The sequence below is a fragment of the Pseudoalteromonas sp. HF66 genome, assembly GCF_011806445.1.
GTDB lineage: Bacteria > Pseudomonadota > Gammaproteobacteria > Enterobacterales > Alteromonadaceae > Pseudoalteromonas > Pseudoalteromonas apostichopi.
Map to the genome: position 1 here is coordinate 100,109 of NZ_JAATOU010000013.1, position 26,074 is coordinate 126,182.

Consider the following 26,074-nt stretch of genomic DNA (forward strand, 5'->3'; position numbering starts at 1 on the left):
TATGTTTTCGCACTTTTTTATCAAGCGCCCAGTGTTTGCTATCGTTATTTCGTTAGTTATTTTACTTACAGGTTTGGTCTCGCTTTTTACCCTACCGATTGATCAATACCCAGATATTGCTCCGCCGTCGGTTAAAGTGTCTGCTTCATTCCCTGGCGCAACGGCAGAGACAGCATCTGAGTCGGTAGCCATTCCTCTTGAGCAAGAATTAAATGGCACACCGAATATGTTGTATATGGAGTCAAAGGCAACTAACTCTGGCAGCGTTGGAATTACACTCACCTTTGATGTTGGCACCGACCCAGATCTCGCCCTTGTTGATGTACAAAACACCGCAAGCCAAGCTGGCAGTAATTTACCGGTTGATGTGCAAACTGAAGGAGTGAATGTCTCTAATGAAAGTTCGGTTGAGCTATTGAAACTGGCACTGACCTCTGATGACCCTCGCTATGACGAAATCTATTTGAGTAACTACGCTAGCATCAATGTTGAGGCGGCTTTAAAGCGTGTGCCGGGGGTTGGTAAAGTGCGTAACACCGGCTCGCGTTCGTATGCTATGCGGGTATGGTTAAAGCCCGATATTTTAGCGGGCTACGAGTTAACCGTGAATGATGTGACCGCAGCAATAAAAGCGCAAAACAAAGAGGCCGCTGCTGGGGAGATAGGTGCACAACCAATGAGCGATGCAATTAAGCTTAACTTTCCGGTACGAGCACAAGGCCGGCTTAATAAGGTTGATGAGTTTAATAATATTATGCTGCGAGTTAACAGCGACGGCTCGATGATCCGTTTGCGAGATGTCGCAAGGGTTGAGCTAGCTTCCTCTGCGTATACTTTAAATTCAAAACTAAATGAACAGCCAGCAACTATTTTGCAGGTTTATATGTTACCAGGCTCTAATGCATTAGCGGTTACTGAGCGTGTTAAGGCTGAGATGGAACGACTGAGCGAGGCTTTTCCGAAAGGAGTGAAATGGCAGTTATTTTATGATGCCTCTGAGTTTATCAAACTGTCGATTAATGAAGTGATCAATACCCTTATTCAAGCGCTGATCTTAGTGATTTTAGTGGTGTATTTATTTTTGCAAAACTGGCGAACGACCTTGATACCTGCTTTAGCTGTGCCGGTGTCGATAGTGGGCACCTTTATCGCCTTGGCAGCATTTGGTTTTACTATTAATAATGTCAGTTTATTGGCCATGGTATTGGCAATCGGCATAGTCGTTGATGATGCTATTGTGGTGGTCGAAAGTGTTGAGCGGTTGATCAATGAGCAAAATATGGATGTTGTTGCTGCGACTAAGCAAGCGATGACAGAGCTTTCTGGGGCAATTGTTGCAACTTCTTTAGTACTTGCTGCGGTGTTTGTACCTGTATCGTTTTTAGCAGGTATTACAGGCATCATGTATCGAGAGTTTGCGATTTCAATTACGGTTGCGGTGCTTATTTCAACCTTAGTTGCTTTAACCTTGAGCCCCGCTTTATGTGCGGTTTTCTTAAAACCTAGCCCCCCCTCAAACAATAAGATATTTGTTAAGTTTAATACCTGGCTTGAAAGTGTGGGTAAAAAATATACATGGCTTGTTAAGGTATGCTCAAAAAAAGCAAAACGTAGTTATATTGGTTTTTTTATTATGGTAGGAGGCTGCTATTTTGTGTTTAGCCAACTACCTAGCAGCTTTATGCCGCAAGAAGATCAAGGGCGCTTTTTTGTTGATATTACTTTGCCAGATGCGGCAACGGTTTCACGTACTAATGAGGTAATAAGTAAAGCAAACCAATTTGTTATGAACCATGCTGGGGTTGCTTATTCATTCACGTTAGCAGGGGAAAACCGCCGTGCTGGGAGTGCGCAATCACATGGTCAAATGGAAGTCATTTTACAGCCATGGCAAGTGCGTGCAGAACAAGGTTTTAGTGTTACAAGTGTGATGAATGATATTCGCAAACAACTGTATGCTATCCCTGATGCGGAGTTTAATGTGTTTCAACCCTCAGCAGTTGCAGGGCTTGGTTCCGGATCTGGTGTAGAGTTCGCATTACAAGAAAAAACGGGTGGTAACTTAACTAGTTTGGTTGAGTCGCTAGAGGTACTGCTCGCTAACTTAAATAACCGTCCTGAAGTTGCTAAAGCAAGTAGCTCATTGCGCGGCTCAGTACCTCAGCTGTTTTTAGAGCTAGATAGAGAAAAAGCCATGGCATTAGAAGTGCCGATTGCGGATGTCTACAGTACCATGAAAGTTCTCACAGGTTCTTCAACCATCAACGATTTTAACTTATTTGGCCGGGTTTATCGGGTTAAAGTCCAAGCCGAAGATGAATTCAGAGCACGCCCTGAAAACCTCAATGAATTTTATGTGCGTTCAAAGAATGGCGCTATGGTGCCATCAAATGTGCTTGCTAAACTTAATTTAACAACCGGTCCTTCTGCGATAAACCGTTTTAATATGTTTACTAGTGCGATGGTGAATGTATCGCCTGCTGAGGGTTATGCATCGGGTGATGTAATTAACGTGATCAAAGAAGAAATGGCAAAGCTCCCACCTAACCTTGGTTATGAATGGACCGGTTTAACCTATCAAGAAATTCGCTCATCGGGTCAGCTTGGTATCGCGATAACTCTTGCTATCGTGTTTGTATTTTTATTTTTAGCAGCGCTCTATGAAAGTTGGAGCTTGCCGTTTGCTGTACTACTAATAAGCCCCATTGCCATGTTAGGGGCCTCTGTATTGACCTTAATGACGGGGCACGAAAATAACTTATTTTTTCAAGTTGCCTTTATTGCTTTGATAGGCCTTGCTGCTAAGAACTCTATATTGATTGTTGAAGTAGCAAACCAGCTTTATCAAGAAGGCATGAATGCCACTGATGCCGCGATAGAAGCGGCCCGTTCACGGTTTCGACCTATTTTAATGACCGCAGCCTCTTTTGTACTTGGTGTTTTGCCTTTAGTACTAGCATCTGGCCCCGGAGCAGTTGGTCGGCAGTCGGTATCTATGCCTATTTTAGGAGGTATGTTATTAGCAAGCTCTATCGGCATCGTTTTAGTGCCACTGTTTTTTATTACCGCAGCACGCTTTGTAAAAAAACAGCAAACACCAGCGGCCTATAAAGCATTAGTAAAGGAGCAAGTTGATGCATAAACTGTTGCCATTGCTTTGTTTCGCTTGCATTCAAGGTTGTGCTGTAGGGCCTGATTTTGAAGTACCTGAACATAGTGAAGTTGTTAATTTTATGGGGATAACAGCTACGCCTCAGTCGGAGGCTTTAGCAGGCTGGAAGCAAATTTATAGCGACCCTCATTTGCAAAAGCTGATTAGCCAAGCGCTGATCAATAATCAAGATATGTTAATTGCACAATCGAAAATTATTGAAGCGCGTGCTCGGTATCGGATTGCTGATGCAGCCTTATGGCCTGATGTGAATGTAGGTCTCACCTCGGAGCGGGAAGAAGAGCTTAATAGCAGTCCAGAAAACACGTTTGATTTAAAAGGTTACTTAAGCTGGGAGCTAGATTTATTTGGCAGCAACCGACGCGCAAGCGAAGCCGCACTGGCAAATTATTATAGCCAAGAACAAGCTAGAACTGCGTTGCAGTTAGCCTTGATTGCTGATGTAGCGCAGCAGTTTTTTGCCCTCAAAGAAGTTGAAGAGCAATTAAAGATCAGCCTGAGTACAATTAAACTTCGCGAGAAAGAGCTTGAAATTGCGCGTATTCGCAAAAAGGGCGGCATTATTTCTGGGCTAGAGCAGCGCCAAGCTGAAGTTGAACTTGAATCAGCGAAGGTTAAAATCCCACCTTTGCAGCATAATGAAAGGCGCATTACTAATCAGTTGAAGTTCTTAATTGGTGATGCCAATGCCGATGTGCAAGGTGGCAATGAGTTATCTGTGCAAACCCTTCCTAAGCAACTACCAACAGGGTTACCTAGCGAGCTTCTAAAACGCAGGCCAGATGTGCAGCAAGCAATGTATCAATGGCAAGCGGCAATGGCTGAGATTGGTGTCGCAAAAGCAGCGTTATTTCCAAAACTTAATTTGTATGCTGAACTTGGCAGTGAAAGTACTGATTTTAGTGATTTGCTCGCCAGTAATTCGCAGGTTTGGCTGTTAGGTTCAGAGTTGTTAATGCCAATATTCAATATGGGACGCAATCAGGCAAATTTAACGGTAGCGGAACAGCGGGCATACCAGGCCAGTATTAAATATCAAAAAACAGTGCTGGTGGCACTGCAAGAAGTGAGCAATCAGCTATCTAATTATCAGTCGGCAGAGCAAAGCTATGATGCGCAACGAAGTTTGGTGCTCAGTAGTCAAGATTACTATCGATTAGCACGTCTTAGGTATAGCAATGGTGTTGCCAGTTCCCTTGATTTAATGGATGCGCAGCGTCAGTTATTTTCGGCAGAAATCGCCTTATCACAAGCGAAAAATAATCGCTTACAAAGCTTAGCAACCCTCTATAAAGCTCTTGGTGGCGGATGGTATGAATTGAGCGATCAGGAATTAGAAAAAGAAAAGGTGGTTGATTAATTTAAAGAGCATGCTACAGCATGCTCTTTAAAGTTTATAACTCAAATGGTGCTACACCCACCGCTTTCATCTTGTAGCCAACTTGAGCAATGTCACCAGACCAAGTTTCTGTGCTGATAACACCTGTCACTACAATCGCATCGTATAGGCTCTCGATTGGTACACCGCCTTTGATGGTGACATGCACAATTTGATTTGGCGGTGGCGGCGGTACATGAATACATGCGCCGAAATAAGGTACGAGTAAAAATTCAGTGATCACTTCGCTGTCACCTTCAAGTGGTACAACAAAGCCTGGTAAACTCACTGATTTACCATCAAGTTCTTTAACTACTGGCGCATCAAGGTCAGGTTGAACCCAGTTTTGCTCGCTACCTTCATGGTTTGCTTGTGCTTGAGTGTCGATTTGTACATGACCTTTTGGAATTAAATCTTCCCAGAAGATTTCTTTTGGAGCGCCAGCATTAGCAGCTACACACACGAATAATGCGACTAAAGCGACGAATTTTCGAAAAAACGGCATAACATTCCTTAAATTTTAATACTCATGCCATCAGCAAGAGAGTAGAAATACGCGCGGGTTGCAGGAATTAACCCAACAATAAAGCCTGCGACCATTATCGCAGCTAATAACATGAGTTCATAGGATGACAATAAAGCTATATTTAGGCTTATTCCGGCATGACTTTGCAAGTAATCTGCGCCGAGCAACATTAAAGCATAGAACAAAGCGGTGCCAACAACACAGCCGAGCCCTGTTATGAGTAAAGACTCGACACTGATCAAAGTGAAAATATGCCATGGTCTGGCCCCTACAGAGCGCAAAATAGCAAGCTCCCTGCGGCGTTGATTAAGGCTAGAAAGGAGACTCGTTAACATGCCAAGTAAACTGATCAGTACCACCACAATAGAAAATAACAGCAAGATTTTTTCCACGATAGAAAGCATTTCCCATAGTTCACGCAGGGTAACACCTGGCATGATGGCAAGCAGTGCTTCATCTTTGTATTGGTTGATATTACGACGCACTTGTAAGGTATAAAGCGGTGAATCAAAGCCAAGTAAAAAAGCGGTTATTTGTTTTGGTGTACCAACGAGATCAACATCATCATGATGGTCGTGGTCGTGGTCGTGGTCGTGGTCGTGGTCGTGGTCGTGGTCGTGGTCGTCTGTAGCTGTTAGGGCTGGTTCATGCTGATCCGAATGGCTGCCATGAATTACGTCAATTGCAGCTAGCGGAATATGCAATGTTTTATCAACAGGTGTACCTGTTGGCTTTAGAATACCGACCACTTTAAATGGATTATCGTCATGATTATGAAAGCTGGTATTGCCCATACCATGAGCAATCACCACTTCATCGCCTAGCTGATAACCTAAGGTATTGGCAACCTCTGCACCTAATACCACTTCAAACAAATGATTAAATGCATGACCTTGTGAAAAGCTTAGCTGCTGCTTTTTAGCAAAGCGATAGTGCTCAAAATAGTCTTTATTTGTTCCAAGTACAGCAAGGCCTTTATGGCTGTCGCCTAGCGACATAGGAATAGCCCATTTAACACCACGTTGTTCAGTGATGTATTGGTAACTTTTCCAGCTCACGCCATTGTTAGCATGACCAATACGAAACACCGAAGATAGCAACAGTTGAATGTCACCGGTACGAGCACCGACAATTAAATCAGTGCCCGAAATTGTATTACTAAAGCTACTTTTAGCATCAACTCGAACGCGCTCAATCGACATTAGTAACATTACGCTAATGGCTATTGTAAATAATGTGAGTAGGGCGCTGGCCTTACGGTTTAATAAACTTTTTACGGCGAGTTTAACGAGTAGCATGTGTACCTCCTTGTAAATCGACAAGGCTGATACTACGGCTAAATAGTGTTTGTAGAGTTTCATCATGGCTAACAAACACCAGCGTGCTGTTAGCCGCACTTGCTTGCTCAAATAACAACTTTACAAAAGCTTGGCGATTTTGCGTGTCGAGTGCTGAAGTTGGTTCATCTGCAATGATAATTTCAGGGCTGCCAATAAAGGCTCGTGCTGCGGCAACTCTTTGCTGCTGACCAATACTAAGCTCAGCAACAGCTTGATGTTGCAGGGTATCGTTTAGTCCTAGAGCGCTGAGTAAGCGGCTTGCCTCTGCTGTTATTGTTGTACTATTTTCTAATGCTTTTTTTTGCCTTTGCTTTGAAAACTGGCACCCCAAGGTCACATTTTCAATAGGCGATAAATAAGGGAGTAAATTAAAGTTTTGAAAAATGTAGCCTATATGATCGGCACGAAAACGGTCTCGTTTACTATTATTAAATTGGTTTATCGCTTTACCGAGGAGTTCAATACTCCCTTGTGTTGGCACTGTAACACCAGCGAGCAGTGATAATAAAGTTGATTTACCACAGCCACTCGGGCCGTGAAGAAAAACATGTTCGCCTTGATCAATATGTAATTCAGTAATATTGATCGTTGGCTCAGGTTGTTTTGTGTGCCACTTGAATAGCACGTTTGCAAGCGTGATCATAACGACCTATCAATTGTTACCATCGCCAGTAATTTAAATTTCTACGCATTTTAAAGTTACGAATAAAATTACGTGGTTTTGGCTTAAGTGCTGGATTGCTCAATAGTAATTCATTGCTTGCAGCAAGTACACGTTGACTCGATAAGCCGTCCTGATACGGGTGTAACTGTTGGCAAAAGTGTTCAATTTTAGCCATTAATTCAGGTGGTCGTGTGAAAGCATAATCAATTGCCTCAGTTAGCTTATCGGCATCAGTGATATCTATAAGGTGTTCTCCAGGTGCTTGGTTACAAAAAGTCACGACAGGTTTTCTTTGTAAGATAAACATAAGCAATATAGAGGAAGTATCACACAGCATGACATCCGCCGCTTGCAACAGCGGTAATACATTATCTGTCTCTACAAAGGTTAGATTTTCGTTTTGTAGAGCCTTGTATTTATCAACAAGCTCGCTTGGCATTTTTGGGTGGAATTGCATTAAAATTCGCCACTTACCTTGCTCACTGTATGCTTTAATTTGTTCGTATAATTTAGGTGCTAGAGAGAGATTTCGAGAAAAAGTTGAACAAATTAAAAGAGTTTGTCTTTTATCGCCTTCATCTACGTATGGATTGTTGTCTATTTTTGAAAATAATGGATCTAGAGTAGGCCAACCTGTTTCTTTAGTTAAAAAGAAACCATGCTTTTCAGCTAGTTCCTCAAATCTAGAAGTTGTATTAGGGCCTTGTGTACAATATAGGTCAAAGCAGCCTCTAATATTAAAATGATCTTCGTACCCTTTTCTATTTAGTTTTCCAGAGTTAAATCCATGAAAGACAGCTACTTTTTTTCCGGGTATAAAGTTAGGGATGACATTTCCTGGGATGTATGAAATATTCGGCTGCCACTGGATGACATCTTCTATAGTTTCTAAACTAGATTCATCTGGATGCAAGAAATGCTTATTTACTTCATCACCCTCTAAAAACCACTTAACCTCACCGCCACGCGCTAAAATCTCCCGTTGTAATGGGCGCAAAATCGCGTACGAATAGTTTTGCGAAATATACATTAAGTATTTTTTTTCTTTTGTAGCTGCTAAGTAATCCAAGAAAACCTCCTATTGCGAGGCAATATTATAACGAAATATTGTTTATGACAGCAAAATTGCAGAATAATTAAGTTTTTATTGTATTTGGTGCGGTCAATTGTAAGTAGATAATCGGGCAATGATTGAGCTTTCAAGGCGTCTAGATTATTATAGGCGGCCATAACCCCAATCCCATACATGTGCTCACAAGAGCATGCCAAATACTTTCGGAGATAGCATGACTAGCTATAAAGTTTTAGACGTAAACGATGATTTACCGATCCGTACTAAAGGTGCAGTACACAGCGGTAAAGTGCGTTCAGTTTATTGGTTAACTGATGAAGACAGCGCTCGTTTAATTAATGAAAAAGGTTATCAAGTTCCAAAAGGAACTGAGCTAGCTATTATGGTTATTTCTGACCGTATTTCTGCGTTTGATTGTATTTGGCAAGGTGAAAACGGTTTAAATGGTGTGCCAGGTAAAGGCATTGCATTAAACTCAGTGGCATCTCATTGGTTTAAGTTATTTGATAAAGCAGGTCTTGCTGGTAATCATATCGTTGATATTCCTCATCCTTATGTATGGATTGTACGTAAAGCAAGCACTGTAAAAGTAGAAGCTATTGCGCGCCAATATATTACTGGCAGCATGTGGCGTGATTATGCAAAAGGCACCCGTAATTTCTGCGGTATTGATTTACCAGAGGGCTTAGCTGCGAATCAAAAGCTAGATGAAGTGTTAATCACGCCATCAACGAAAGGCATTATCACAGGTGTTGCTGACATTCCTGAAGTAGATGATGTGAACATTACCCGTGAAAACATCACGAATAACTTAGCTGTTTTTAACTTTAAGTCTGAAGATGATGTTGCTAAATATGAGCAATTACTTGTTGAAGGCTTCAAGCTGATTAGTGATGAACTTGCACAGCTAGACCAAATCTTTGTCGATACTAAATTTGAATTTGGTTATGTTGAAGACATTGATGGTTCAGATAAGCTTATCTACATTGATGAAGTGGGCACGCCTGATTCATCACGTATTTGGGATGGCCCAGCTTACCGTGACGGTAAAATCATTGAAAACTCAAAAGAGGGTTTCCGCCAGTTATTAATTAATAACGTGCCAGACAGCGATGTGTTATTAAATAAAGACCGTATGGGCGAGCGTGAGCAGCTTGCTAAAGACTACACCTTGCCAGAATCAGTGATGCTTGAAGTGTCTGATACCTACGTTGGTATTGCGAGTAAAATTATTGGGCAAAAAATCACTATTCCAAGCGATCCACGAAGTGAAGTCATCGCTATATTAGATAACGATTACGGCTTAATTAAGCACGATTAATTGCTGTTTTTTAACTTAGTTATGCTCTAAGTCAATATTATTAAAGCCAAGTTGGTTTTCTAGTAAAACTGCTTGGCTTTTTTCTTGCTTTTCATACCTTCTCTCATTAACTTAAGCTAAGATTAATCTATACTTATTAGCAAACTAAGCTAAGCAAGGTTCAATTATGACGTTTTTTGCGCACTGTGCTCGCACGGTATGTTCTTTTGTATTTATGTGCTGCGCTGCGAATGTATTTGCAGCGGATATTTCATTTACCGTTCGAGATCAATTTGGTGAGCCTTTAGCCGATGCTGTAATTGAATTACAAGGTAATAAAAATTTAGCGCGCACGCAGTTGCCTGTCGCAGTTATGGATCAGGTTAATAAGCAGTTTTCACCTAATGTATTGGTAATACAGCAAGGTCAGTCTGTTGATTTTCCTAATAGTGATAATATTCGCCATCATGTTTATTCTTTTTCAAGCGCTAAACCTTTCAATATTAAGCTATATGCTGACCGTCCAGAAAAACCAGAGTTATTTGATAACGCCGGGGTGGTAGTCCTAGGCTGTAATATTCACGATTCTATGGTGGGTTATATCTATGTAGCAAATGGCGCTAATACACTAAAAACAGCACAAGATGGCAAAGTACAATTAAAAGATATTACAGTTCCAACGAATATAACGATTTGGCACCCAAATCAAGCAAGTGAAATTAATAAAAAATTATCAGTCACTGTAACTGAACAAGCTGCTGATATTACAATTGAAACAAATGCACCTGCACCGCGTAATACGTTTGGTGAGATGTTTAAGGCAGATAATGATTCATAGTTTAAGAGGGCGGATCATAGCCTTATGCGTAAGCCTCGTTTTATTAACTAGTTTAGTCAGTTTAGCGAGCTCTTGGTGGTCGACTAATCGGTTTAATGATCAAAAGTTACGTGAAGATATTAATGTCGCTGAAAATGTTTTTAAGCAATATTTAAGCGCTAAAGAAAGCCTGCTATTAACGGCTGCAAAGGTACTCACAGCAGACTTTGGTTTTAAACAAGCTATTGCTACCCAAGATGCTGATACCATTAGCAGTGTATTGAATAACCACAGTCGTCGAATAAATGCTGATTTGATGTTGCTCATTGATTTATCTGGGCAATTGGTCTCTGCAAATACTGAATTTAACCATACACCTGATGAGTTTTCTGCACTGATGAATGAATTGCTCATTAATGCAGAGCAATCTAATTTTATTGTTCTTGATCAAACCCTATACCAAGTTATCTTATTGCCGGTACGTGCGCCTCGTACTGTTGCCTACAGTTTAGTGGGCTTTGAAATTAATGACCTTGTTGCTGCAGAGCTAAAAAACCTTACCACAATGGATGTGAGTTTTATTGGTGAAGATGATGGTGTTGTAGAGACCTCACTAACCAAGCAACCTCAAACTAATTCAGTATTAGCGCATTTTAATAACGAGACAACGCAACGTATTTTTGGTGAAAAGCCGGTTTATAGAAATCGACTGGTTGAACTGCCATCCTTGCCCGGGCACATAGTCTCAGTGCTGTTAAGTGCTGATTTAACCCAGAGTTATCGTGAGTTTGAACAGCTATTTTTCACCATTATTGTGCTTGCTGCGATTACGGTTGTGATAGGCGTATTGACCAGTGGTATCTTGGCTAAAAACCTCACGACACCGCTTTCAAAGCTAACCTTACTTGCTCAGCAATTTGCTCGTGGCAATTATAAAGCTGAATTTGTAGGTAAAAAGCAAAGCAGCGAAATCACCACGTTAGTCGATGCCTTTAACAACATGGGTAACGACATCAAAGAGCGTGAACAGCAAATAAGTTTTCAAGCTAGCCATGATTCATTAACTGGCTTTTATACCCGTTCTGCGATGTTAGAAAACATGGAGAACTTGTTTGCTGAAGGCGCTGAATACACACTCGTTGCCATAGATATAAGAGGTCTTCGTCATATCAATGATAAATTAGGCCCGCGTATTGGTGATGATTGTTTAAAAGCAGTTGCTGAGCGTATTGGTGAATACTCGGCACATCATAATGGTGAGAATGCTCGGATTGGCGGCGATGAATTTTTAACCTTACTTCCTGCAGATGAAACTAAGCAGTTTAAAGATGCAGTAATGAAGCTTGTTGCTCAGTTACAGGCTGGCTACTTAATTCAAGGCTTAAATATTACTTTACGCTTTAGTGTTGGGGTGGTGCATTGCCTTTCACAGAATGTCAGCCCTGAGGACTTAATGCGTCGCTCGTTAATTGCTGTTGATACCGCATCTTGCGAGCATAAAACTATTCATTATTATCAAGAAGGTGAAGACGAAGAGCACCTTGAGCGCCTTGCAATAATCGATGAACTTAAACAAGCCCTCGTTGATGATGATGGCCAGCTTTTCATGACCTATCAACCAAAACTAAATATTAAAACCAATTGCATTGATAAAGTTGAGTCATTAATTCGTTGGCAGCGTAAAGATGGTCAGTGGGTTTCGCCTGAGCTGTTTATTGATTTAGCAGAACAATCAGGGGTGATTGTGGAGCTAACTTCTTGGGTTGTAAAAACAGTGGTGTCTCAAGTTGCTGCATGGCAACAGCAAGGTGTTACCATGCAGGCTGCAATTAATGTCTCTGCACAAGATATAGCATACCCTAGCTTTTACTCTCACCTTGCTAAACAACTTGAGAAACATGATGTTAATGGGCGTTTAATTACGATTGAGCTCACAGAGCGAGATATGATTGAGAACGAAGATCAAGGCATTAAGGCACTCGAAAATCTCAAAACCTTGGGTGTTAAAATCTCGTTGGATGACTATGGTGTAGGGCAAACATCTCTCGGGCGCTTAAAGTCATTACCGATTGATGAGCTAAAGCTTGATAAGTGTTTTATTTTGCAATTAGATCAGTCACGACAAGATCAATACATAGTGCAATCTACAGTTACTCTAGGTCACCAGCTGGGTTTTTCGGTTGTAGCGGAAGGCGTTGAGAACAAAGAGTCACTGGATATTTTAGTGCAAAATAAATGCGATTATGCACAAGGCTATTACTTAAGTAGACCACTAAAATCAGAGCAGTTTTTGCAGTGGTTAGAGGTGTACAATGAAGCGTCTTAATTGGTTGTTTGGGTTAATTTGCCTTGCTTTTGCAAGTTCAGGGCTCGCAGCATCGGGTAAATTATTAGCAACGCCTGGTGTCTCCCAGGTTGAAGGTAGTGCGGGTGGTGGTATTGTTCCTTGGGCGCAGCTTGCAGGCTATGCAAGTGATGATGAAATAGCTATAAATGGCTTTTGTAGTCGCGCTGATGTGAGTGATTACAGCTTAGATGTTTGTGGCGCGCAACTAAATATTTATGATCGCGTTGAATTTAGTTACGCAGAGCAACGCTTCGAAGTTCCCGCACTAAATACCGATATTGAACAATCAATTACAGGGGCAAAAGTACGCTTATACGGCGATATCGTTTACAGTAAATGGCCGCAGTTGAGCTTGGGTGTACAACATAAATCACTGGATGACGGCAGTATCGCTAACCTATTAGGCGCAGAAGACACCAGTGGTACTGATATTTATCTTGCTGCTAGTAAATTACATTTAGGAGCGCTTGTTGGGTATAACTGGTTTTGGAATACCACTTTTCGTTATAGCGATGCTAATCAACTAGGTTTGTTAGGTTTTGGCGGCCCTGATAGCGATAAAGAGTTGTTATTTGAAGCGTCTACCGCGGTGTTTTTAACCCATCAAATAGCCGTTGGTGTTGAGTATCGGGAAAAGTCTAATAATCTTGGCTTAGGGGAGCAAGATTGGCAGGATGTGTTTGTTGCTTGGTTTCCCAATAAGTATGTTAGTGTCACCGCTGCTTGGTTAGACTTAGGAAGTATTGCTGGGGCTAAGGATCAAACAGGTTGGTATCTTTCTGTTACAGGGTATTGGTAATGATGAAAACATTTTTTACGTTTGTATTTGCCGTGATGTTAGTCGGCTGTGCAAGTAGCAACAACGGCACCTTATACCAGCAACTAAATGGCGAACAAGGGATCGAAAAACTAGTTGATAGTTTTATCAATCAAATAGGCCGTGACGAACAAATTTTAGCTTATTTTAAACAAACCAATGTTGCTCATTTTCGCCAAGGCTTTATCACTCATTTGTGCAATGTCACCGATGGCCCTTGTGAATACAAAGGCGATAATATGGTTGATATTCACACCGGAATGAATATTTCTAAAAAAGACTTTAACCGTGTGGTAGAGCTTTTAATCAATGCAATGGATGAACAGCACATTTCGCAAACGGTACAAAATAAAATCCTTAGCAGACTTGCACCACTTCGCCCTGAGGTAATTGAAATCTAGCTAGAACAAACTTTAATTGTGGGCTGAAACAGAAATGTAATTTATGTACAATAGCTATTGGTTGAAGTTATTAAGTTGTAAATAATGCAGTTATATTTTGATGTTCAACATCTATATTACATTCCACAGTATTTGCCTGTTTTAAAGGAGTTGAAGGAAAAAGGCCACAAAGTTTCGATGGTTTTCTATGAAGACCAAGATGAGCGTAGTCTTGGTGTATGTCGCGACTTTATCTATGAAAATGCAATAGTTGCAAAATGGTTAACAAGTGCAAGAGAAACCTTTGAATTTTATCAGAGTTCAGATGCAGATTGGGTTGTGTTTGGAAATACATTTGCTGGCGCTGAGGATCTAAATAAAAAGACTGTACTGATGCAACATGGAATAGGTCCAAAACAATGCTATTACGATGTATCGAATAATAAGATGACAGTACGGTTTGTTGAGGGAGAGCACCGGCTTCAACGTTTAAAAACGCTTTATCCTGAAGGCAACTTTATTGATAGTGGCTACGCCAAGTTAGACCCTATTTTTAATCAGACTCTTGAAAGCATTAACCTCAAAAATCTCGGCTTAGATCCGACAAAGAAAACTTTGCTCTATGCGCCTACTTTTTATCCAAGCTCTTTAGAGTGCTTTAGCGATGATTTCCCTGAGCACTTTAATGAATTTAATATTATCGTTAAGCCTCATTTCTTTAGCTTATTTAAGCAGAAGTACAAAAAGCAACGCCTAAAACTTGAGAAGTGGGCTAGTGCTAAGAATGTTTACCTTGCGAATGAATTCGATTTTGATCTTACTCCTTTTTTAGAACTTGCTGATATTATGGTTTCTGATGCATCGTCAGCCATTTTTGAATTTGCAGCATTAGAAAAACCTGTTATCTGGTGTGATTTTTACAAGCTGCGTTGGTCATACAGAGGTATTTTTTCTTATAGATTGAAAGCTCGATTGGATGAAGATATCAAATACTTCAATGAGTTATGTGCGCGTGCTGAAAGTTATAAAGAGTTAAAGCAGTTATTAAGTTCAAGTTTTAATGAATCTGCCGAATTTAAAGAAAAAAGAAAAGAAATAGTTTATAAACTGGCAGGTCTTACGGATGGTCACTCTGCTAAGAGAATTGTTTCTTATTTAGAGGAACATCAATGAAACGGGTAATTACTTTTGGCACGTTTGATATTTTTCATGTGGGACATATCAATATTTTAGAGCGAGCTAAAGCACTGGGAGATTATTTGATAGTTGGTGTATCTTCTGATGAACTAAACTTCTCAAAGAAAGGTCGAAAGCCTGTATACAGTGAAGCTGATAGGCTGAAAATTATTAGTTCTTTAAAGTGTGTTGACGAAGTATTTGTAGAGCACTCTCTAGAATTGAAAGGTGAGTACATAAAAGACCATCAAGCCCATTTGCTCGTTATGGGGGATGATTGGGCTGGTCGGTTTGATCAATTTAAGCAAATTTGTGATGTGATTTATTTAGAGCGTACTCCCTCTATCTCTACAACAGAAATAATAGAAGTTGTAAGGCAGCCTTCAAACTGTCATTTATAATTAATAAAATAGCTGTATGCGCTTAAGTTCAATCTAAACTAAGATCAGTATATGGCTTTTTTATTTATCTCTCGCAATAATGTGCACGCCCGCTATTACAAAAAATTAATTAGGAAACTACCCTTAAATTGTAAAGTGCACTGTATGGGCTTCCCCAGGTTAACTGCTTTAAAATACTTTAGCAAAGCGATTCAAATTGATTTTAGTAAAATAATTTCGGAACAACTACTACGTAAGCAAGCCCGAAATGATCTTTGGTGTAACCCATTACTTATCAAAGCTTACTCTAAAGTGATGCAGTTTGTAGAGCAATGTCGGTACGCTAAGTATTATGATTTATTGAAGTCAGAATCCCCTCAAGCTTTAGTTATTTGGAATGGTAATAAACTACCGAATGTTACTGTTTGTATAGCTGCGAAATCACTAGGAGTGACTACCTATTTTTATGAAAATGGGTTATTGCCCGGAACAACAAGTTTAGACCCTCAAGGTATTAACTTCGCGGCTTCTGTACCGCGAGATAGTCATTTCTATTTAAATTTTGATCCACAAGGGAAGTTGCCATTTTCTGCGCCTGATTTAATCCCTAGAGCGAATCACAAAAAGCGCTGCAAATTTGACGCAGTTGAGTTACCAAAAAAATACTTATTTGTGCCATTTCAAGTTCCACACGATACACAAATAGCTTGTTACTCACCTTGGCTTAAGTCAATGGAAGAGTATTACGATGCTGTTGTTTCAGCCGTAAAAAAGTTAAATGATCCAGAACTTAAAGTTGTTTTTAAAGAACATCCTTCATGGCATAAGCACTATGAACACTTGTATGATAAAGATGATGTTGCCGTTTTTGCCAACGGAAATTGTACTCGAGAACTTATCAATAACGCTGAAGCCGTGATCACTATTAACTCGACCGTTGGCTTAGAATCTTTATTACTTGATAAAAAAGTGCTTACCTTAGGGCTTGCTTGTTACAACATTGATGAGCTTGTACTACACGCAAGTGATCAAGCTACTTTGATTAAGTGCTTAGAAAAACTACAAAAAGGCTGGCAGTCCAACAGTATTCTGAGAGATAAATTTTTTACCTACTTAAAGCATGTGTATTGCTTGCCCGGTGTTTGGAAAGAATGTACAACTGAGCATGTTGAAGCGGTTGAAAAGCGCTTAACTCAACAAGATACATTCGCTCAGCTATCGCAAAAGGAAAGCTAATGAAGAACATAGTCTCGCCAGAATGGCTTAACGAGCATTTAAGCCATGATAATTTGATCATTTTTGATGCTGGAATGGTACGCCCTGGTTTACCGGGAGAATACGCACCTAAAGCTATGCTGCCTAATGCACAGCGTTTTGATTTCAAAAAGACGCTGGCAGATAACAGCAATCCTGTACCAAGTATGATGTGCAGTAGCGAGCAGTTCACAGAACATATGCAGCGTGCTGGGGTTAATCAAGACTCACTGATTGTGATTTATGAAGACCAAGGTTTATTCAGTTCAGCGCGTGCGTGGTGGATGTTTAAAGCAATGGGCTTTGATAATGTAAAGGTTTTAAGTGGTGGTTTAGCTAAGTGGCAGGCACTTGGCTTTGCGACACAAGCCAGCTATTCAGCTGCTTCTGGTCAAGGCAACTTTGTTGCAAGCCCTCGTGTTAATTACTTTATCAGTGCTGAGCAAGTACTTAACTCACTTGATGAGCAAAGCACACTAACACTCGATGCTCGCCCTTATGAGCGATTTACAGGTGAACAGGCCGAGCCGCGTGAAGGCATGCGTAGTGGTCATATTCCAAATAGTCGCAGTCTATCACTTGCAAGTGTACTAAATAACGGTGAGCTAAAACCGCTTAGCGAGTTGCAGATATTATTTGATCAACATATTGCAGCGCATCATACTCAGTTGCAATTTAGCTGTGGTTCAGGTGTAACAGCTTGTGCAATTGCATTGTGCGCCGATGAATGCGGTTACGCTAACTTACGTGTTTACGATGGCTCATGGAGTGAGTGGGGCGCTCGTCACGAGTTACCTATTGAAACAGGTCCGCATCAATAAATTCAGCGTAATTTTGCCAGCTGCCGATACTGTTTTTATTCAGTGGCTGGCGAATTTGCTTTTTGCTCGCCGTAGCTGAAGCCGCATTGTTTTTATAAAAAGTTAGGCAGTTTTCCTGCCAGCTTAAATCACAAAAAGTATAGAGCTTCTGTGTTTGCTTAACCGGCTCTGCCACTAATTGCTCATAGCTTTGTAAAAAAACGTTTTCAGGATACTTGTTGGCAAAGTGACTGACTAATGCCGAGTAATCTTGATGGAATGAGGCAATATCTTCAAGAGTAAAACTGTAGTGATGAAACACACTTTGCGGACTATACATCTGCCTAAAATTGGCGATACTGCAATCGTGCCAGTCTCGCTGCATACAAACAATTTTAGCATTAGGAAATGCCGCTAATATAAAATCAATATAGTAAAAGTTAAATGGCTGTTTATCACAGCTTCTAAGGCCATCACTGAGCAGCTGGGCTCTTTGTTGATAGTTAGCAAGTACTGTCTTTATCGCTTCAGATTCATATGCCTTATCAAGCATTTCGCTATCAATCACTCGAGCCGATTGCGTGGCGTGTTGTATCAATTGCGCTATATCGTTTAATTCTCCAATCCCTTGCAGCTGTGAACTTTGATTAAGGATTTTTTCAACTAAAGTTGTGCCAGAGCGGGGCATGCCAACAACAAAAACGGGTGAGAACTCAGAGTCACTACTTTCAAGCACTTGCTGTGTACTTTGAGTAATGAGCTTTTGACAAAAATAGCGATGTTGCGTGGCTTGATAATTAAGTTTATAGGCTATGGCTTGCTTACTTAGTACAAAGTATTTAAATGCATTTTTGTAGTCATTAAGGTGCTCATAATTAAGAGCAAGACTATGAAAATACACTTGTTGATCAATAATGCTTTTTTCTTTATTCGCCAAGGTTTGTAGTTTCTGGATATGTAGCTTCGACTCTACATCAGTATTTAGTTCAGCCTGTGAGTAATGAGCTTGATAAAAGCTAGGTTGCTGGGTAGTAAGTTGCTGTAGCAAACTTTTTGCTTCATCAAACAGTCCGTGAATTTTATATGATACCGCCAAATTATAGCTAATTTGTGGGTTATATTTATTGCGTTGGTAAGCCGACTTTTGAAAGCTAAAGGCGTCTTCATAATGCCCTAAACGGTTAGCAATATTGGCTAGTGTATCAAAGTCAGCGGCACTAAAGTCAGCTGTTTGCAAAGCGTCTTGATAATGCACAGCCGCATTACTTACTTTACCTAACAGTACATACAGCTTGGCAAGTGCTAAATGATATATCGGCAAAGGCGCTAAATTAAGCGCTTTTTCAAGCAGCTTAATGGCTTTGTTGATATCGCCCGCTGCAGTGTTGACTTCGCTCAGTAAAAAGTAACAAACGTGGTCTTCAGGATTTTGCTTTAGGCGCTGCACAAGTAGATGATGTGCATCATGTAGTTGCTTGTTGGCTAACAACTGTTGGATATTAGCGCGAAGCGCTTGTTGGGTATTTAGCATGAGATTATCTTAAAAGCCTTGCCTAAAAGCGGCAAGGCTTTTATTCGAGTATTTAATTACAGCTCAAAGTTGTAGCTAAACTTCATACCGATTGTACGAGGTGCGGTGGTGTAGTGACCATAAACACGCTGTAGCTCAGGTAGCTCTTTGTTAAGCTCAGCATATTGCGACATACCAGCCCAAGACTTATCACGACGTACAGAAGTGAACGCGTACTTATCGAATAAGTTGTCTACGTAAAGGGTTGCAGACCACATATCGCCAGTAATTTTGGCAGATAAGTTACTTAGTGCATAACCTGGTAATACTTCGCCATCTGCTTTTAAGCCTACTTTGGTGATCACATCGCTTTGTGCTGTGATACCGTAGTTTACGCTTAATAGTTTATCACCTAGGATATCTTGCTCGTAACGAAGACCAAAAGAGAATTGATGCTCAGGAGCACCCGGTAAACGGTCGCCTTTAGCGCCATCATAGTAGCTTTGGTACTGCGCTAAGTCGTCACCTAATACGCCAAATAAGTAAGGTGCATCTTCGGTTAATTCGGCTTTTGCATATGCGTATGTTGCATAAGCTGCCCAGTTATCACCAATCATTGCGCGAGTAGAAAGTTCGACACCTTTAGAATTAGCAGAGCCTGCATTCGAAGTAATTAACTCTTGGCCATTTACTGTACTGCTACCAACTTGCGCATCTTTCCAATCAACATTAAATAGCGCTGCATTGAAATGTAGGCGGTTACGTAACCATGATGACTTAAAGCCTAGCTCGTAGTTGACCGTTGTATCTGGTTTGTAATCTTCTTCGTTTGGCAGGGCACAAACAATTTGTTGCTCAGGTAATACATCAGGGCAAGGAGCAATACCGTTACCACCACCAATACGGAAACCTTCACTCACAGTAAAGTAAGCAAGCACACCATTATCGAATGTGTAATTAGCATTAAACTTAAATAAGTTACCGCTATCGCTTGCGCTTACATTTTCCATAACAAGATTATCTAGTGAATCAAAGTCACCAGAATAAAGCGGGGTTGCAGAGCCTGATGTTGTTGATACATCGTATTCATAAAAACGAGCGCCAACAGTGACATCAAGTTGATCTGTGATGCTGTAGCCAATTTCACCAAAAAGTGCTTTTTCAGTGGTTTCGCTATCAGAAATTAGAATGTACTCAAGGTCTTGTTCAACATTTGGAATACCGCCACCCCAGTACTCAGTCAGACCCGGCGTGTACTCACGATCATCTGAGTGACTTTCTACTTTGTTATAGAAGCCGCCTACAATCCAGTTAAAAGCGCTACTGCTATTTGAAACTAAACGAAGCTCTTGCGTAAAGGTATCGCGATCTGAGGTGTCGTGCGTGTAGCCTACAAAAGAAGGGAAGTCGGCATACCCTGACCAAATATCGTAAAGAAGATCAGTTTGATCGCGCTGACCAGATTGCTCATAGCTAGACCAACCAGATGCAGATACCAGCTCAGCAAAACCAAGATCTGCTTTTACTTCTAAGCTTAATAAATCGTTTTCTTCTTCACCGGGTTCAAGCACACGAGCTACATTTTCGTACTTTCCAGGGATACCTTGTAGTGCACTGCTATCTGCAAGTGAGCCGTATTGAGACGTCGAATTACCGCCATTTTCTTGCTTTTGATAGAAGTAGTTTAGCGTTGCATCAACATCTTCGGTTGCAAGCCAGCGTAGTGATAAACGTGCTGTGGTGATTTGCTCATCGTTAACATCGCTTACGCTTTTTAAGTTGGCATTTACATCGCTGCTGTCTGAAAAATCAGGGTTCGGGTTTGATACGCCAGGTTCTAGAACCACGTGAGTGTAGTCAATGTAACCTGGGTTATCGTAATAATTTAAGCTAGCACGAAGGGCTAGTTTTTCTTCAATTAGCGGAGTATTGAATACCACGCCAAACTCACCGCCTGTACCGTCACTTTCGTTGATGCTAAATACATCGCCTGTTACTTTACCTTCGGTGATATCAAGCTCAGGTTGTTTTAATAAATAACGGATTGCACCACCTAAAGTACCAGCTCCGTATAGTGTACCTTGTGGGCCAATTAACACTTCAACACGGTCAACATCAGTCAAACGTAAATCAATGCTAAGTGGAATTTCACCAACATAAGTTGCCACTGTGCCACTGTCAGAAATACGGTCAGAGGTATTTGTGTTCAGTCCACGAACGATAATAGGAGAACCTTCACGACCACCTTGATCAGAAATTGTTAAACCGGGTACCCAACGAGCGACATCTTCAAGATCACCAATGTTTTGGTCGCTAATTACATCGCCATTTAGGGCTGTGATATTAAGCGGTGCATCTTGCACAGAACCTGCACGTCGTGTTGCAGTGATTTGGATAGTTTCAATTGATTTATCAACTTCGATAGCATCTTCAGCAGCAAACGCCATATTGCTATTAATTAAAACCGCAGAAATTGCACTTGCAAGTAGAGCAGGCTTAAAGGTGTTCATGATAGATTCCGAGTTAGTTACAGTAAATTTATGCTCAAAAAATAGACGTTACTAGTAATTTAAGCTTAAAAATTGATGATTTAGTGAATTTATATCCAATTATAATGTATTTTTATTCTCATCGTCCATGCGTTATTTGCAATTAAATGCAAAATAATTGAATAAATAATCTGTTTAGGTGTTAGCTATCGGAATAAGGGCAGTTCGTACAACCATTACTACAGCAATGGCCGCGCTTTAAAAAGAACCAGCGGCTAAATACCATGTAATTGTTTTGCATAGTGTAATCGAGGTTTTCTATTAAGTTACCCTGAGTAAAATAAGGCTTAGCAAAGGCAAGCTGCTGTTCAAGAGGCTTTTGGTAAAGTTCTGATAAAAATGAATTTATTTTATTTATAGTACAGTCTCGGCATAAACATTCTGTTGCGGTCTCATCGAGTGGTAAAATGTTGGGTAGCTCATTACACCAACAGGCATTAATATTGTCGGCTTGGCAGTTAAGGGTTGCTTTGCATCGTGAGCATGTAAGGGTTGTCATTAATTAAAAGGTGCTTTGAGATTGAAAAGGTAAGCATAGCAAATGGATAAATTAGACGCATTAGGAGAGTTTGCTCGTTTTGGTGATAATCGATTTGAGGCAATTTCAGTTATTACAAGCACTCCTGACATCCAAGATGATGTGTATATTCTAACGCAAGAAGTGTTCTGTCAGGTTCTACAGCGTGCTATTAACGGCGAAATAGATATTGATGAATTAGAACTTTGGGCGAACGTACTAGAGTCACGACAAGACATAGACGAAAGTGCCGTAGAAGGGGCTATTTACGCTTTAAGCAATAACGAGCAAATGGGTGAATTGAGTAAAAGTACGCTAAAGAAGCTATTAGATGTGATGAAATAGCTTCTTTTAGCCCTAAGCTTATTTAGCTTAAGGCATTCGCTTGTTGCTATTTATGGTAGCTTAAACAGGTTTCAACTTCGTTTTTCGAACCTAAGATCACCGCCACACGTTGGTGAATTGCATCAGGTTGAATATCCATGATGCGCTCAGTACCAGTAGAGGCTATACCGCCAGCTTGTTCGATTAACATTGCCATTGGGTTTGCTTCGTATAATAAACGTAATTTGTTAGGTTTATTTGGATCTTTCGTGTCGGTTGGGTAAGTAAAAATACCACCACGACATAATACACGGTGCACATCACCCACCATTGCAGCAATCCAGCGCATGTTGAAGTTACGACCACGCGGGCCTGTGTCACCAGCAATTAAGTCATTGATGTAATTTTGCATCGCTGGCTGCCAATGACGTTGGTTTGAAGCATTGATAGCAAATTCGCTAGTATCTTCAGGTACTTTTGCAAAGTCTTCTGTTAATAAGAAGGTACCGTGAGTTTTATCTAAGGTGAAAAAGCGTGTACCTTTGCCTGTTGTTAATGCTAGCACCGTTGATGGGCCATATAACACGTAACCTGCCGCTACTTGGTTTTTACCCGGTTGCATAAAGATACTTGGGTCGGCCGGATCTGCACCTTCAGGCGCCGCCATAATTGAGAAAATCGTACCAACGAGTGAGTTGATATCTGTATTTGATGAACCATCAAGTGGGTCGAATGCAACAATGTAGTTGGCATTAGGGTTACCCGCAACGGTGAAGTCTTCTTCTTCAGAGGCAATGGCTTTTACGTAGCCCGATTCTAATAAAATATCTTTTAAAAGTTGGTTAGTTAGCACGTCGAGTTTTTTCTGTGTTTCACCCTGAATGTTTTCGTCTAGGGTTGAGCCTAATACGCCAGATAGGGCGCCTTGACCAACACGAAATGAAATCTCTTTACATGCCGCAAGTACCGTTCTGATCAATGAGATCAGTTCACGAGGGCAACCATCTTCTAACAATACCGGTGGGAGTCTACGCATTCTATTTTCCTGATAACGTTGTAGCCAGACATTTTTAGTGTGAGAGAGAATGTCTTAGCAAGCGCTGAATTTCGTCTTAAATAGCTGATTTTTCTTGGCGGTACTTTATACTGCTTAATACCTATACAGTATTTAAAACGCGAATAACAAAGATAAGATTATGCAAAAAATACCATTACTACGATATCTGCTCTTAGCTGTGCTACTTACTATGATAACTCAAGCACACGCAGCAATTAAGTCTATAAATGATTTTACAGAAAAAATGACTCATTTTTCTGGCTATTTTTCATTTTACTACGATACAGAAAACGGCAAATTGTATCTTGAGGTGGATAAACTCGAGCAGCAATTTTTATTACAACAAAGCTTACCTTATGGTGTCGGTTCAAACGATATTGGCTTAGATCGCGGTCAGCTAGGTGATACTCACTTAGTTCAGTTTGAACGTTTTGGCGATAAGGTGATGTTAAGAGCCATAAATACTTATTACCGTGCTAACACTAATAACCTTGCGGAACAACAAAGTATTAAAGAGGCATTTGCATCAAGTATCTTAGCAGGGTTTAGTGTTGTTGCTCAGTCAGAAACCGCCGTATTAGTGGATTACACACCTTATTTATTAAGCGATGTTCATGGTGTGAGCCGTCGTTTACTTGCAACTGGGCAGGGAAGTTTTAACTTAGATAGCAACCGCAGTGCGGTTTATTTAGCACGCTCAAAAGCATTTGAAAAAAATACTGAATTAGAAGCAGTACTTACTTTTCAAGGTAATAAGCCTGGTAAGTATGTTCGCCAAGTGAGTGCAGACCCTTACGCGCTAACGGTGCATATGCATCATTCATTAATTGAACTGCCTGATGATAACTACACCCCGCGTAAGTTCCACCCTCAAGCAGGTTTCTGGAGTATTGAACATAAAGACTATGCGGCTGCGCTGGGTGAGTCTATGTATGTGCGTTACATCCCTCGCCATCGTCTAGCGAAAAAAGATCCAAGCCTACCAATCAGCGAACCCGTTGAGCCGATAGTTTATTATTTAGATCCGGGCGTACCTGAGCCAGTTAAATCAGCATTACTTGATGGTGCTAAATGGTGGAATGATGCATTTAACGCAGCAGGCTACAAGAATGCTTTTATAGTTAAAGTGCTACCAGATGATGCCGACCCTATGGATGTACGCTACAACGTGATCCAATGGGTGCACCGTGCAACGCGTGGTTGGTCGTATGGTAGCTCTGTGATTGACCCGCGGACAGGCGAAATTATAAAAGGCCATGTGACTCTGGGTTCATTACGTGTTCGTCAAGACATCTTAATTGCAGAAGCATTAGCTGCACCTTATTTTGAAGGGAATGAAGTGGCTAAGCGCTTACAAGCAATGGCACTTGATCGTATTCGTCAGTTAAGTGCTCATGAAGTGGGGCATACTTTAGGTATTTCTCATAACTTTGCAGCCTCAGTGGCAGATAGAGCCTCTGTGATGGATTATCCACACCCGCTACTTAGCTTTAATGAACAAGGTAAGTTAGATGTTAGCCGAGGCTATGCTTCTGGTATGGGCGTTTGGGATACCCAAGTTGTTAAATACGGTTATAGCGATTTCACAAATCAAGATGAAGCACAGCAATTGGCCGCAATTTTAGCTGAGAATAAAAACAAAGGGCTGGAGTTTATCTCAGACAGTGATGCCCGCGCTCAAGGTGGTGCTCATCCAACAGGGCATTTATGGGATAATGGTCGTTCACCAAGTGATGAGCTAATGCGAGTACTTGATGTTCGTAAGCAAGCGCTGACTAACTTTGGTATAGAAAACATCAAAACAGGCACTGCTTTGTCGCAATTAGAAGAAATGCTGGTGCCGCTTTATCTATTCCATCGCTATCAAGTTGAAGCTGCTGTTAAGCTAATTGCTGGCGTGAATTACGAATACGAAGTGCGTGATGGCTCACAACCTAAAGGGGCACAGGTTGTTGCAAAGCAAACACAACAAGCTGCAGTGGATGCTATGCTTGCGACATTAAAAGCTGAGAACCTTGTTTTACCTGAGTCGGTATTAGCGCTTATTCCACCAAAAGCCTATGGTGAATCAAAATCACGGGAGAGCATTGTTGGTCGTACAGGACTAACGCTTGATGCGATGGCACTGCCAGAGGTTGCAGCTGCACATAGTTTGAGCCTACTTTTTAATAGCCAACGCATTAACCGTTTAGCGCAGCAACAAGCACGAAGTGATGCATTTTATGGTTTAGATGCACTATTAGCACAAACTTATCAGCAAATTTTCGAACAACAGGTTGCTTCAGGGATGGCTGGTAAAATTAGCCAACGTGTGCAGCTTTTAACAGCGAAACAATTTGCTGACTTAGTTGCAAGCAATGAAGTGGCACCCGAAGTACAAGCTCAATTGCGTTATTACTTAGCTAAACTCGCAAAGAGTTACCAGCAAGAATCAATGCTAGGCAGTGCATCCGTTGGGAACAGTGCATTTAAGCAATATTTAAGTGAGCAAATCAGTCTCTTTTTAGAAAGCGGTGAATGGCCTGCAAACTTTAAAGTGTTGCCAATGCCACCGGGCTCACCAATTTAATCCATTTTTACTTCAAAGCGCCTAGGGCGTGTTGACCTTTGTAGATTAAAATTTGTTCACTCTAGGGGCGATTTAATCGCGGCGCGAGATTTGTAACCTAGTGGGCTAAGTAAAAATCGAGCAAC

At 40.9% G+C, this 26,074-nt stretch carries 21 protein-coding genes; 13 read left to right on the forward strand and 8 right to left on the reverse strand.

The genetic code is table 11. The annotated features are described in order from the left end of the window. The first annotated feature begins 1 nt into the window (after position 1). Together HCZ11_RS13765 and HCZ11_RS13770 are read left to right on the forward strand one after the other, a co-directional pair. Complete coding sequence (locus HCZ11_RS13765; protein ID WP_167658677.1) at positions 2–3,142, forward strand: efflux RND transporter permease subunit; 3,141 nt, start codon at positions 2–4, stop codon at positions 3,140–3,142. Continuing rightward, a complete protein-coding gene (locus tag HCZ11_RS13770; RefSeq protein WP_167658678.1) occupies positions 3,135–4,532 on the forward strand; it encodes an efflux transporter outer membrane subunit in 1,398 nt (465 codons plus the stop codon). The genes HCZ11_RS13765 and HCZ11_RS13770 overlap by 8 nt, the downstream gene beginning before the upstream one ends. Positions 4,533–4,566: 34 nt before the next feature. Here HCZ11_RS13770 and HCZ11_RS13775 read toward each other — a convergent pair whose 3' ends face one another. From HCZ11_RS13775 to HCZ11_RS13790, 4 genes are read right to left on the reverse strand one after another with little or no spacing between them, the layout of a single operon-like run. After that, on the reverse strand, positions 4,567–5,055 hold the full coding sequence (locus HCZ11_RS13775; protein ID WP_130050577.1) for a DUF3299 domain-containing protein: 489 nt from the start codon (positions 5,053–5,055) through the stop codon (positions 4,567–4,569). An 8-nt stretch (positions 5,056–5,063) separates the two neighbouring features. Then, entirely contained in the window at positions 5,064–6,374 is a 1,311-nt protein-coding gene (locus tag HCZ11_RS13780) for an FtsX-like permease family protein (protein ID WP_167658679.1), read from the reverse strand. Beyond that, the gene (locus tag HCZ11_RS13785; RefSeq protein WP_130050579.1) at positions 6,361–7,059 is read right to left on the reverse strand and encodes an ABC transporter ATP-binding protein; all 699 of its coding nucleotides are present in this window, start codon (positions 7,057–7,059) and stop codon (positions 6,361–6,363) included. The genes HCZ11_RS13780 and HCZ11_RS13785 overlap by 14 nt, the downstream gene beginning before the upstream one ends. 16 nt (positions 7,060–7,075) lie before the next feature. Further along, positions 7,076–8,149 (reverse strand): CDP-glycerol glycerophosphotransferase family protein, encoded by a 1,074-nt coding sequence (locus tag HCZ11_RS13790; protein ID WP_175580467.1) that lies wholly within the window; start codon positions 8,147–8,149, stop codon positions 7,076–7,078. Positions 8,150–8,366: 217 nt separating this feature from the next. On the opposite strand from HCZ11_RS13790, the gene HCZ11_RS13795 reads away from it, so the two are divergent. The 9 genes from HCZ11_RS13795 to HCZ11_RS13835 all read left to right on the forward strand — a co-directional run bounded on the left by HCZ11_RS13795 (position 8,367) and on the right by HCZ11_RS13835 (position 17,444). Further along, the gene (locus HCZ11_RS13795; protein ID WP_130050580.1) at positions 8,367–9,473 is read left to right on the forward strand and encodes a phosphoribosylaminoimidazolesuccinocarboxamide synthase; all 1,107 of its coding nucleotides are present in this window, start codon (positions 8,367–8,369) and stop codon (positions 9,471–9,473) included. 166 nt (positions 9,474–9,639) lie between these two features. After that, on the forward strand, positions 9,640–10,290 hold the full coding sequence (locus HCZ11_RS13800; RefSeq protein WP_254869151.1) for a methylamine utilization protein: 651 nt from the start codon (positions 9,640–9,642) through the stop codon (positions 10,288–10,290). Then, positions 10,280–12,595 carry an EAL domain-containing protein gene (locus HCZ11_RS13805; protein WP_130050581.1) on the forward strand — a complete coding sequence of 772 codons (2,316 nt, stop codon included), beginning with the start codon at positions 10,280–10,282 and terminating at the stop codon, positions 12,593–12,595. Before HCZ11_RS13800 ends, HCZ11_RS13805 begins: the two co-directional genes overlap by 11 nt. After that, positions 12,582–13,415: a DUF3034 family protein gene (locus HCZ11_RS13810; protein ID WP_130050582.1), complete on the forward strand. Its 834-nt coding sequence runs from the start codon at positions 12,582–12,584 to the stop codon at positions 13,413–13,415. Before HCZ11_RS13805 ends, HCZ11_RS13810 begins: the two co-directional genes overlap by 14 nt. 2 nt (positions 13,416–13,417) lie before the next feature. Then, the gene (locus tag HCZ11_RS13815; protein WP_167658695.1) at positions 13,418–13,834 is read left to right on the forward strand and encodes a group 1 truncated hemoglobin; all 417 of its coding nucleotides are present in this window, start codon (positions 13,418–13,420) and stop codon (positions 13,832–13,834) included. 84 nt (positions 13,835–13,918) lie between these two features. Then, positions 13,919–14,986 (forward strand): CDP-glycerol glycerophosphotransferase family protein, encoded by a 1,068-nt coding sequence (locus HCZ11_RS13820; RefSeq protein ID WP_167658680.1) that lies wholly within the window; start codon positions 13,919–13,921, stop codon positions 14,984–14,986. Further along, positions 14,983–15,390: an adenylyltransferase/cytidyltransferase family protein gene (locus HCZ11_RS13825; RefSeq protein WP_130050584.1), complete on the forward strand. Its 408-nt coding sequence runs from the start codon at positions 14,983–14,985 to the stop codon at positions 15,388–15,390. The genes HCZ11_RS13820 and HCZ11_RS13825 overlap by 4 nt, the downstream gene beginning before the upstream one ends. Positions 15,391–15,534: 144 nt before the next feature. Beyond that, positions 15,535–16,605 carry a capsular biosynthesis protein gene (locus HCZ11_RS13830; protein WP_254869152.1) on the forward strand — a complete coding sequence of 357 codons (1,071 nt, stop codon included), beginning with the start codon at positions 15,535–15,537 and terminating at the stop codon, positions 16,603–16,605. Further along, positions 16,605–17,444, forward strand: coding sequence for a sulfurtransferase (locus HCZ11_RS13835; RefSeq protein ID WP_167658682.1), 840 nt, complete (start codon positions 16,605–16,607; stop codon positions 17,442–17,444). Before HCZ11_RS13830 ends, HCZ11_RS13835 begins: the two co-directional genes overlap by 1 nt. Here the strand turns inward: HCZ11_RS13835 and HCZ11_RS13840 are convergent. The 3 genes from HCZ11_RS13840 to HCZ11_RS13850 form a co-directional block, all read right to left on the reverse strand. Beyond that, a complete protein-coding gene (locus tag HCZ11_RS13840) occupies positions 17,419–18,954 on the reverse strand; it encodes a sulfotransferase (protein ID WP_167658683.1) in 1,536 nt (511 codons plus the stop codon). The genes HCZ11_RS13835 and HCZ11_RS13840 overlap by 26 nt on opposite strands. A 56-nt stretch (positions 18,955–19,010) precedes the next feature. After that, positions 19,011–21,443: a TonB-dependent receptor gene (locus HCZ11_RS13845; protein ID WP_130050588.1), complete on the reverse strand. Its 2,433-nt coding sequence runs from the start codon at positions 21,441–21,443 to the stop codon at positions 19,011–19,013. A gap of 181 nt (positions 21,444–21,624) precedes the next feature. Beyond that, a complete protein-coding gene (locus HCZ11_RS13850) occupies positions 21,625–21,981 on the reverse strand; it encodes a DUF5522 domain-containing protein (RefSeq protein WP_130050589.1) in 357 nt (118 codons plus the stop codon). A gap of 42 nt (positions 21,982–22,023) precedes the next feature. Between HCZ11_RS13850 and HCZ11_RS13855 the strand changes: the two genes are divergently transcribed. Beyond that, positions 22,024–22,344, forward strand: a complete 321-nt coding sequence (locus tag HCZ11_RS13855) for a hypothetical protein (RefSeq protein ID WP_167658684.1) — start codon at positions 22,024–22,026, stop codon at positions 22,342–22,344. Positions 22,345–22,390: 46 nt separating this feature from the next. On the opposite strand, the gene HCZ11_RS13860 is transcribed toward HCZ11_RS13855, so the two are convergent. Next, on the reverse strand, positions 22,391–23,359 hold the full coding sequence (locus HCZ11_RS13860) for a class 1 fructose-bisphosphatase (protein WP_167658685.1): 969 nt from the start codon (positions 23,357–23,359) through the stop codon (positions 22,391–22,393). A gap of 160 nt (positions 23,360–23,519) precedes the next feature. Here HCZ11_RS13860 and HCZ11_RS13865 point away from each other — a divergent pair, with 160 nt between their 5' ends. Next, on the forward strand, positions 23,520–25,949 hold the full coding sequence (locus HCZ11_RS13865; RefSeq protein WP_167658686.1) for a zinc-dependent metalloprotease: 2,430 nt from the start codon (positions 23,520–23,522) through the stop codon (positions 25,947–25,949). The last annotated feature ends 125 nt before the right edge of the window (positions 25,950–26,074 follow it).

Coding starts and splice junctions, on each gene's coding strand:
- HCZ11_RS13765 (WP_167658677.1), top strand. CDS start 2: ATGTTTTCGCACTTTTTTATCAAGCGCCCAGTGTTTGCTATCGTTATT.
- HCZ11_RS13770 (WP_167658678.1), top strand. CDS start 3,135: ATGCATAAACTGTTGCCATTGCTTTGTTTCGCTTGCATTCAAGGTTGT.
- HCZ11_RS13775 (WP_130050577.1), bottom strand. CDS start 5,055: ATGCCGTTTTTTCGAAAATTCGTCGCTTTAGTCGCATTATTCGTGTGT.
- HCZ11_RS13780 (WP_167658679.1), bottom strand. CDS start 6,374: ATGCTACTCGTTAAACTCGCCGTAAAAAGTTTATTAAACCGTAAGGCC.
- HCZ11_RS13785 (WP_130050579.1), bottom strand. CDS start 7,059: ATGATCACGCTTGCAAACGTGCTATTCAAGTGGCACACAAAACAACCT.
- HCZ11_RS13795 (WP_130050580.1), top strand. CDS start 8,367: ATGACTAGCTATAAAGTTTTAGACGTAAACGATGATTTACCGATCCGT.
- HCZ11_RS13800 (WP_254869151.1), top strand. CDS start 9,640: ATGACGTTTTTTGCGCACTGTGCTCGCACGGTATGTTCTTTTGTATTT.
- HCZ11_RS13805 (WP_130050581.1), top strand. CDS start 10,280: ATGATTCATAGTTTAAGAGGGCGGATCATAGCCTTATGCGTAAGCCTC.
- HCZ11_RS13810 (WP_130050582.1), top strand. CDS start 12,582: ATGAAGCGTCTTAATTGGTTGTTTGGGTTAATTTGCCTTGCTTTTGCA.
- HCZ11_RS13815 (WP_167658695.1), top strand. CDS start 13,418: ATGAAAACATTTTTTACGTTTGTATTTGCCGTGATGTTAGTCGGCTGT.
- HCZ11_RS13820 (WP_167658680.1), top strand. CDS start 13,919: ATGCAGTTATATTTTGATGTTCAACATCTATATTACATTCCACAGTAT.
- HCZ11_RS13825 (WP_130050584.1), top strand. CDS start 14,983: ATGAAACGGGTAATTACTTTTGGCACGTTTGATATTTTTCATGTGGGA.
- HCZ11_RS13830 (WP_254869152.1), top strand. CDS start 15,535: ATGGGCTTCCCCAGGTTAACTGCTTTAAAATACTTTAGCAAAGCGATT.
- HCZ11_RS13835 (WP_167658682.1), top strand. CDS start 16,605: ATGAAGAACATAGTCTCGCCAGAATGGCTTAACGAGCATTTAAGCCAT.
- HCZ11_RS13840 (WP_167658683.1), bottom strand. CDS start 18,954: ATGCTAAATACCCAACAAGCGCTTCGCGCTAATATCCAACAGTTGTTA.
- HCZ11_RS13845 (WP_130050588.1), bottom strand. CDS start 21,443: ATGAACACCTTTAAGCCTGCTCTACTTGCAAGTGCAATTTCTGCGGTT.
- HCZ11_RS13850 (WP_130050589.1), bottom strand. CDS start 21,981: ATGACAACCCTTACATGCTCACGATGCAAAGCAACCCTTAACTGCCAA.
- HCZ11_RS13855 (WP_167658684.1), top strand. CDS start 22,024: ATGGATAAATTAGACGCATTAGGAGAGTTTGCTCGTTTTGGTGATAAT.
- HCZ11_RS13860 (WP_167658685.1), bottom strand. CDS start 23,359: ATGCGTAGACTCCCACCGGTATTGTTAGAAGATGGTTGCCCTCGTGAA.
- HCZ11_RS13865 (WP_167658686.1), top strand. CDS start 23,520: ATGCAAAAAATACCATTACTACGATATCTGCTCTTAGCTGTGCTACTT.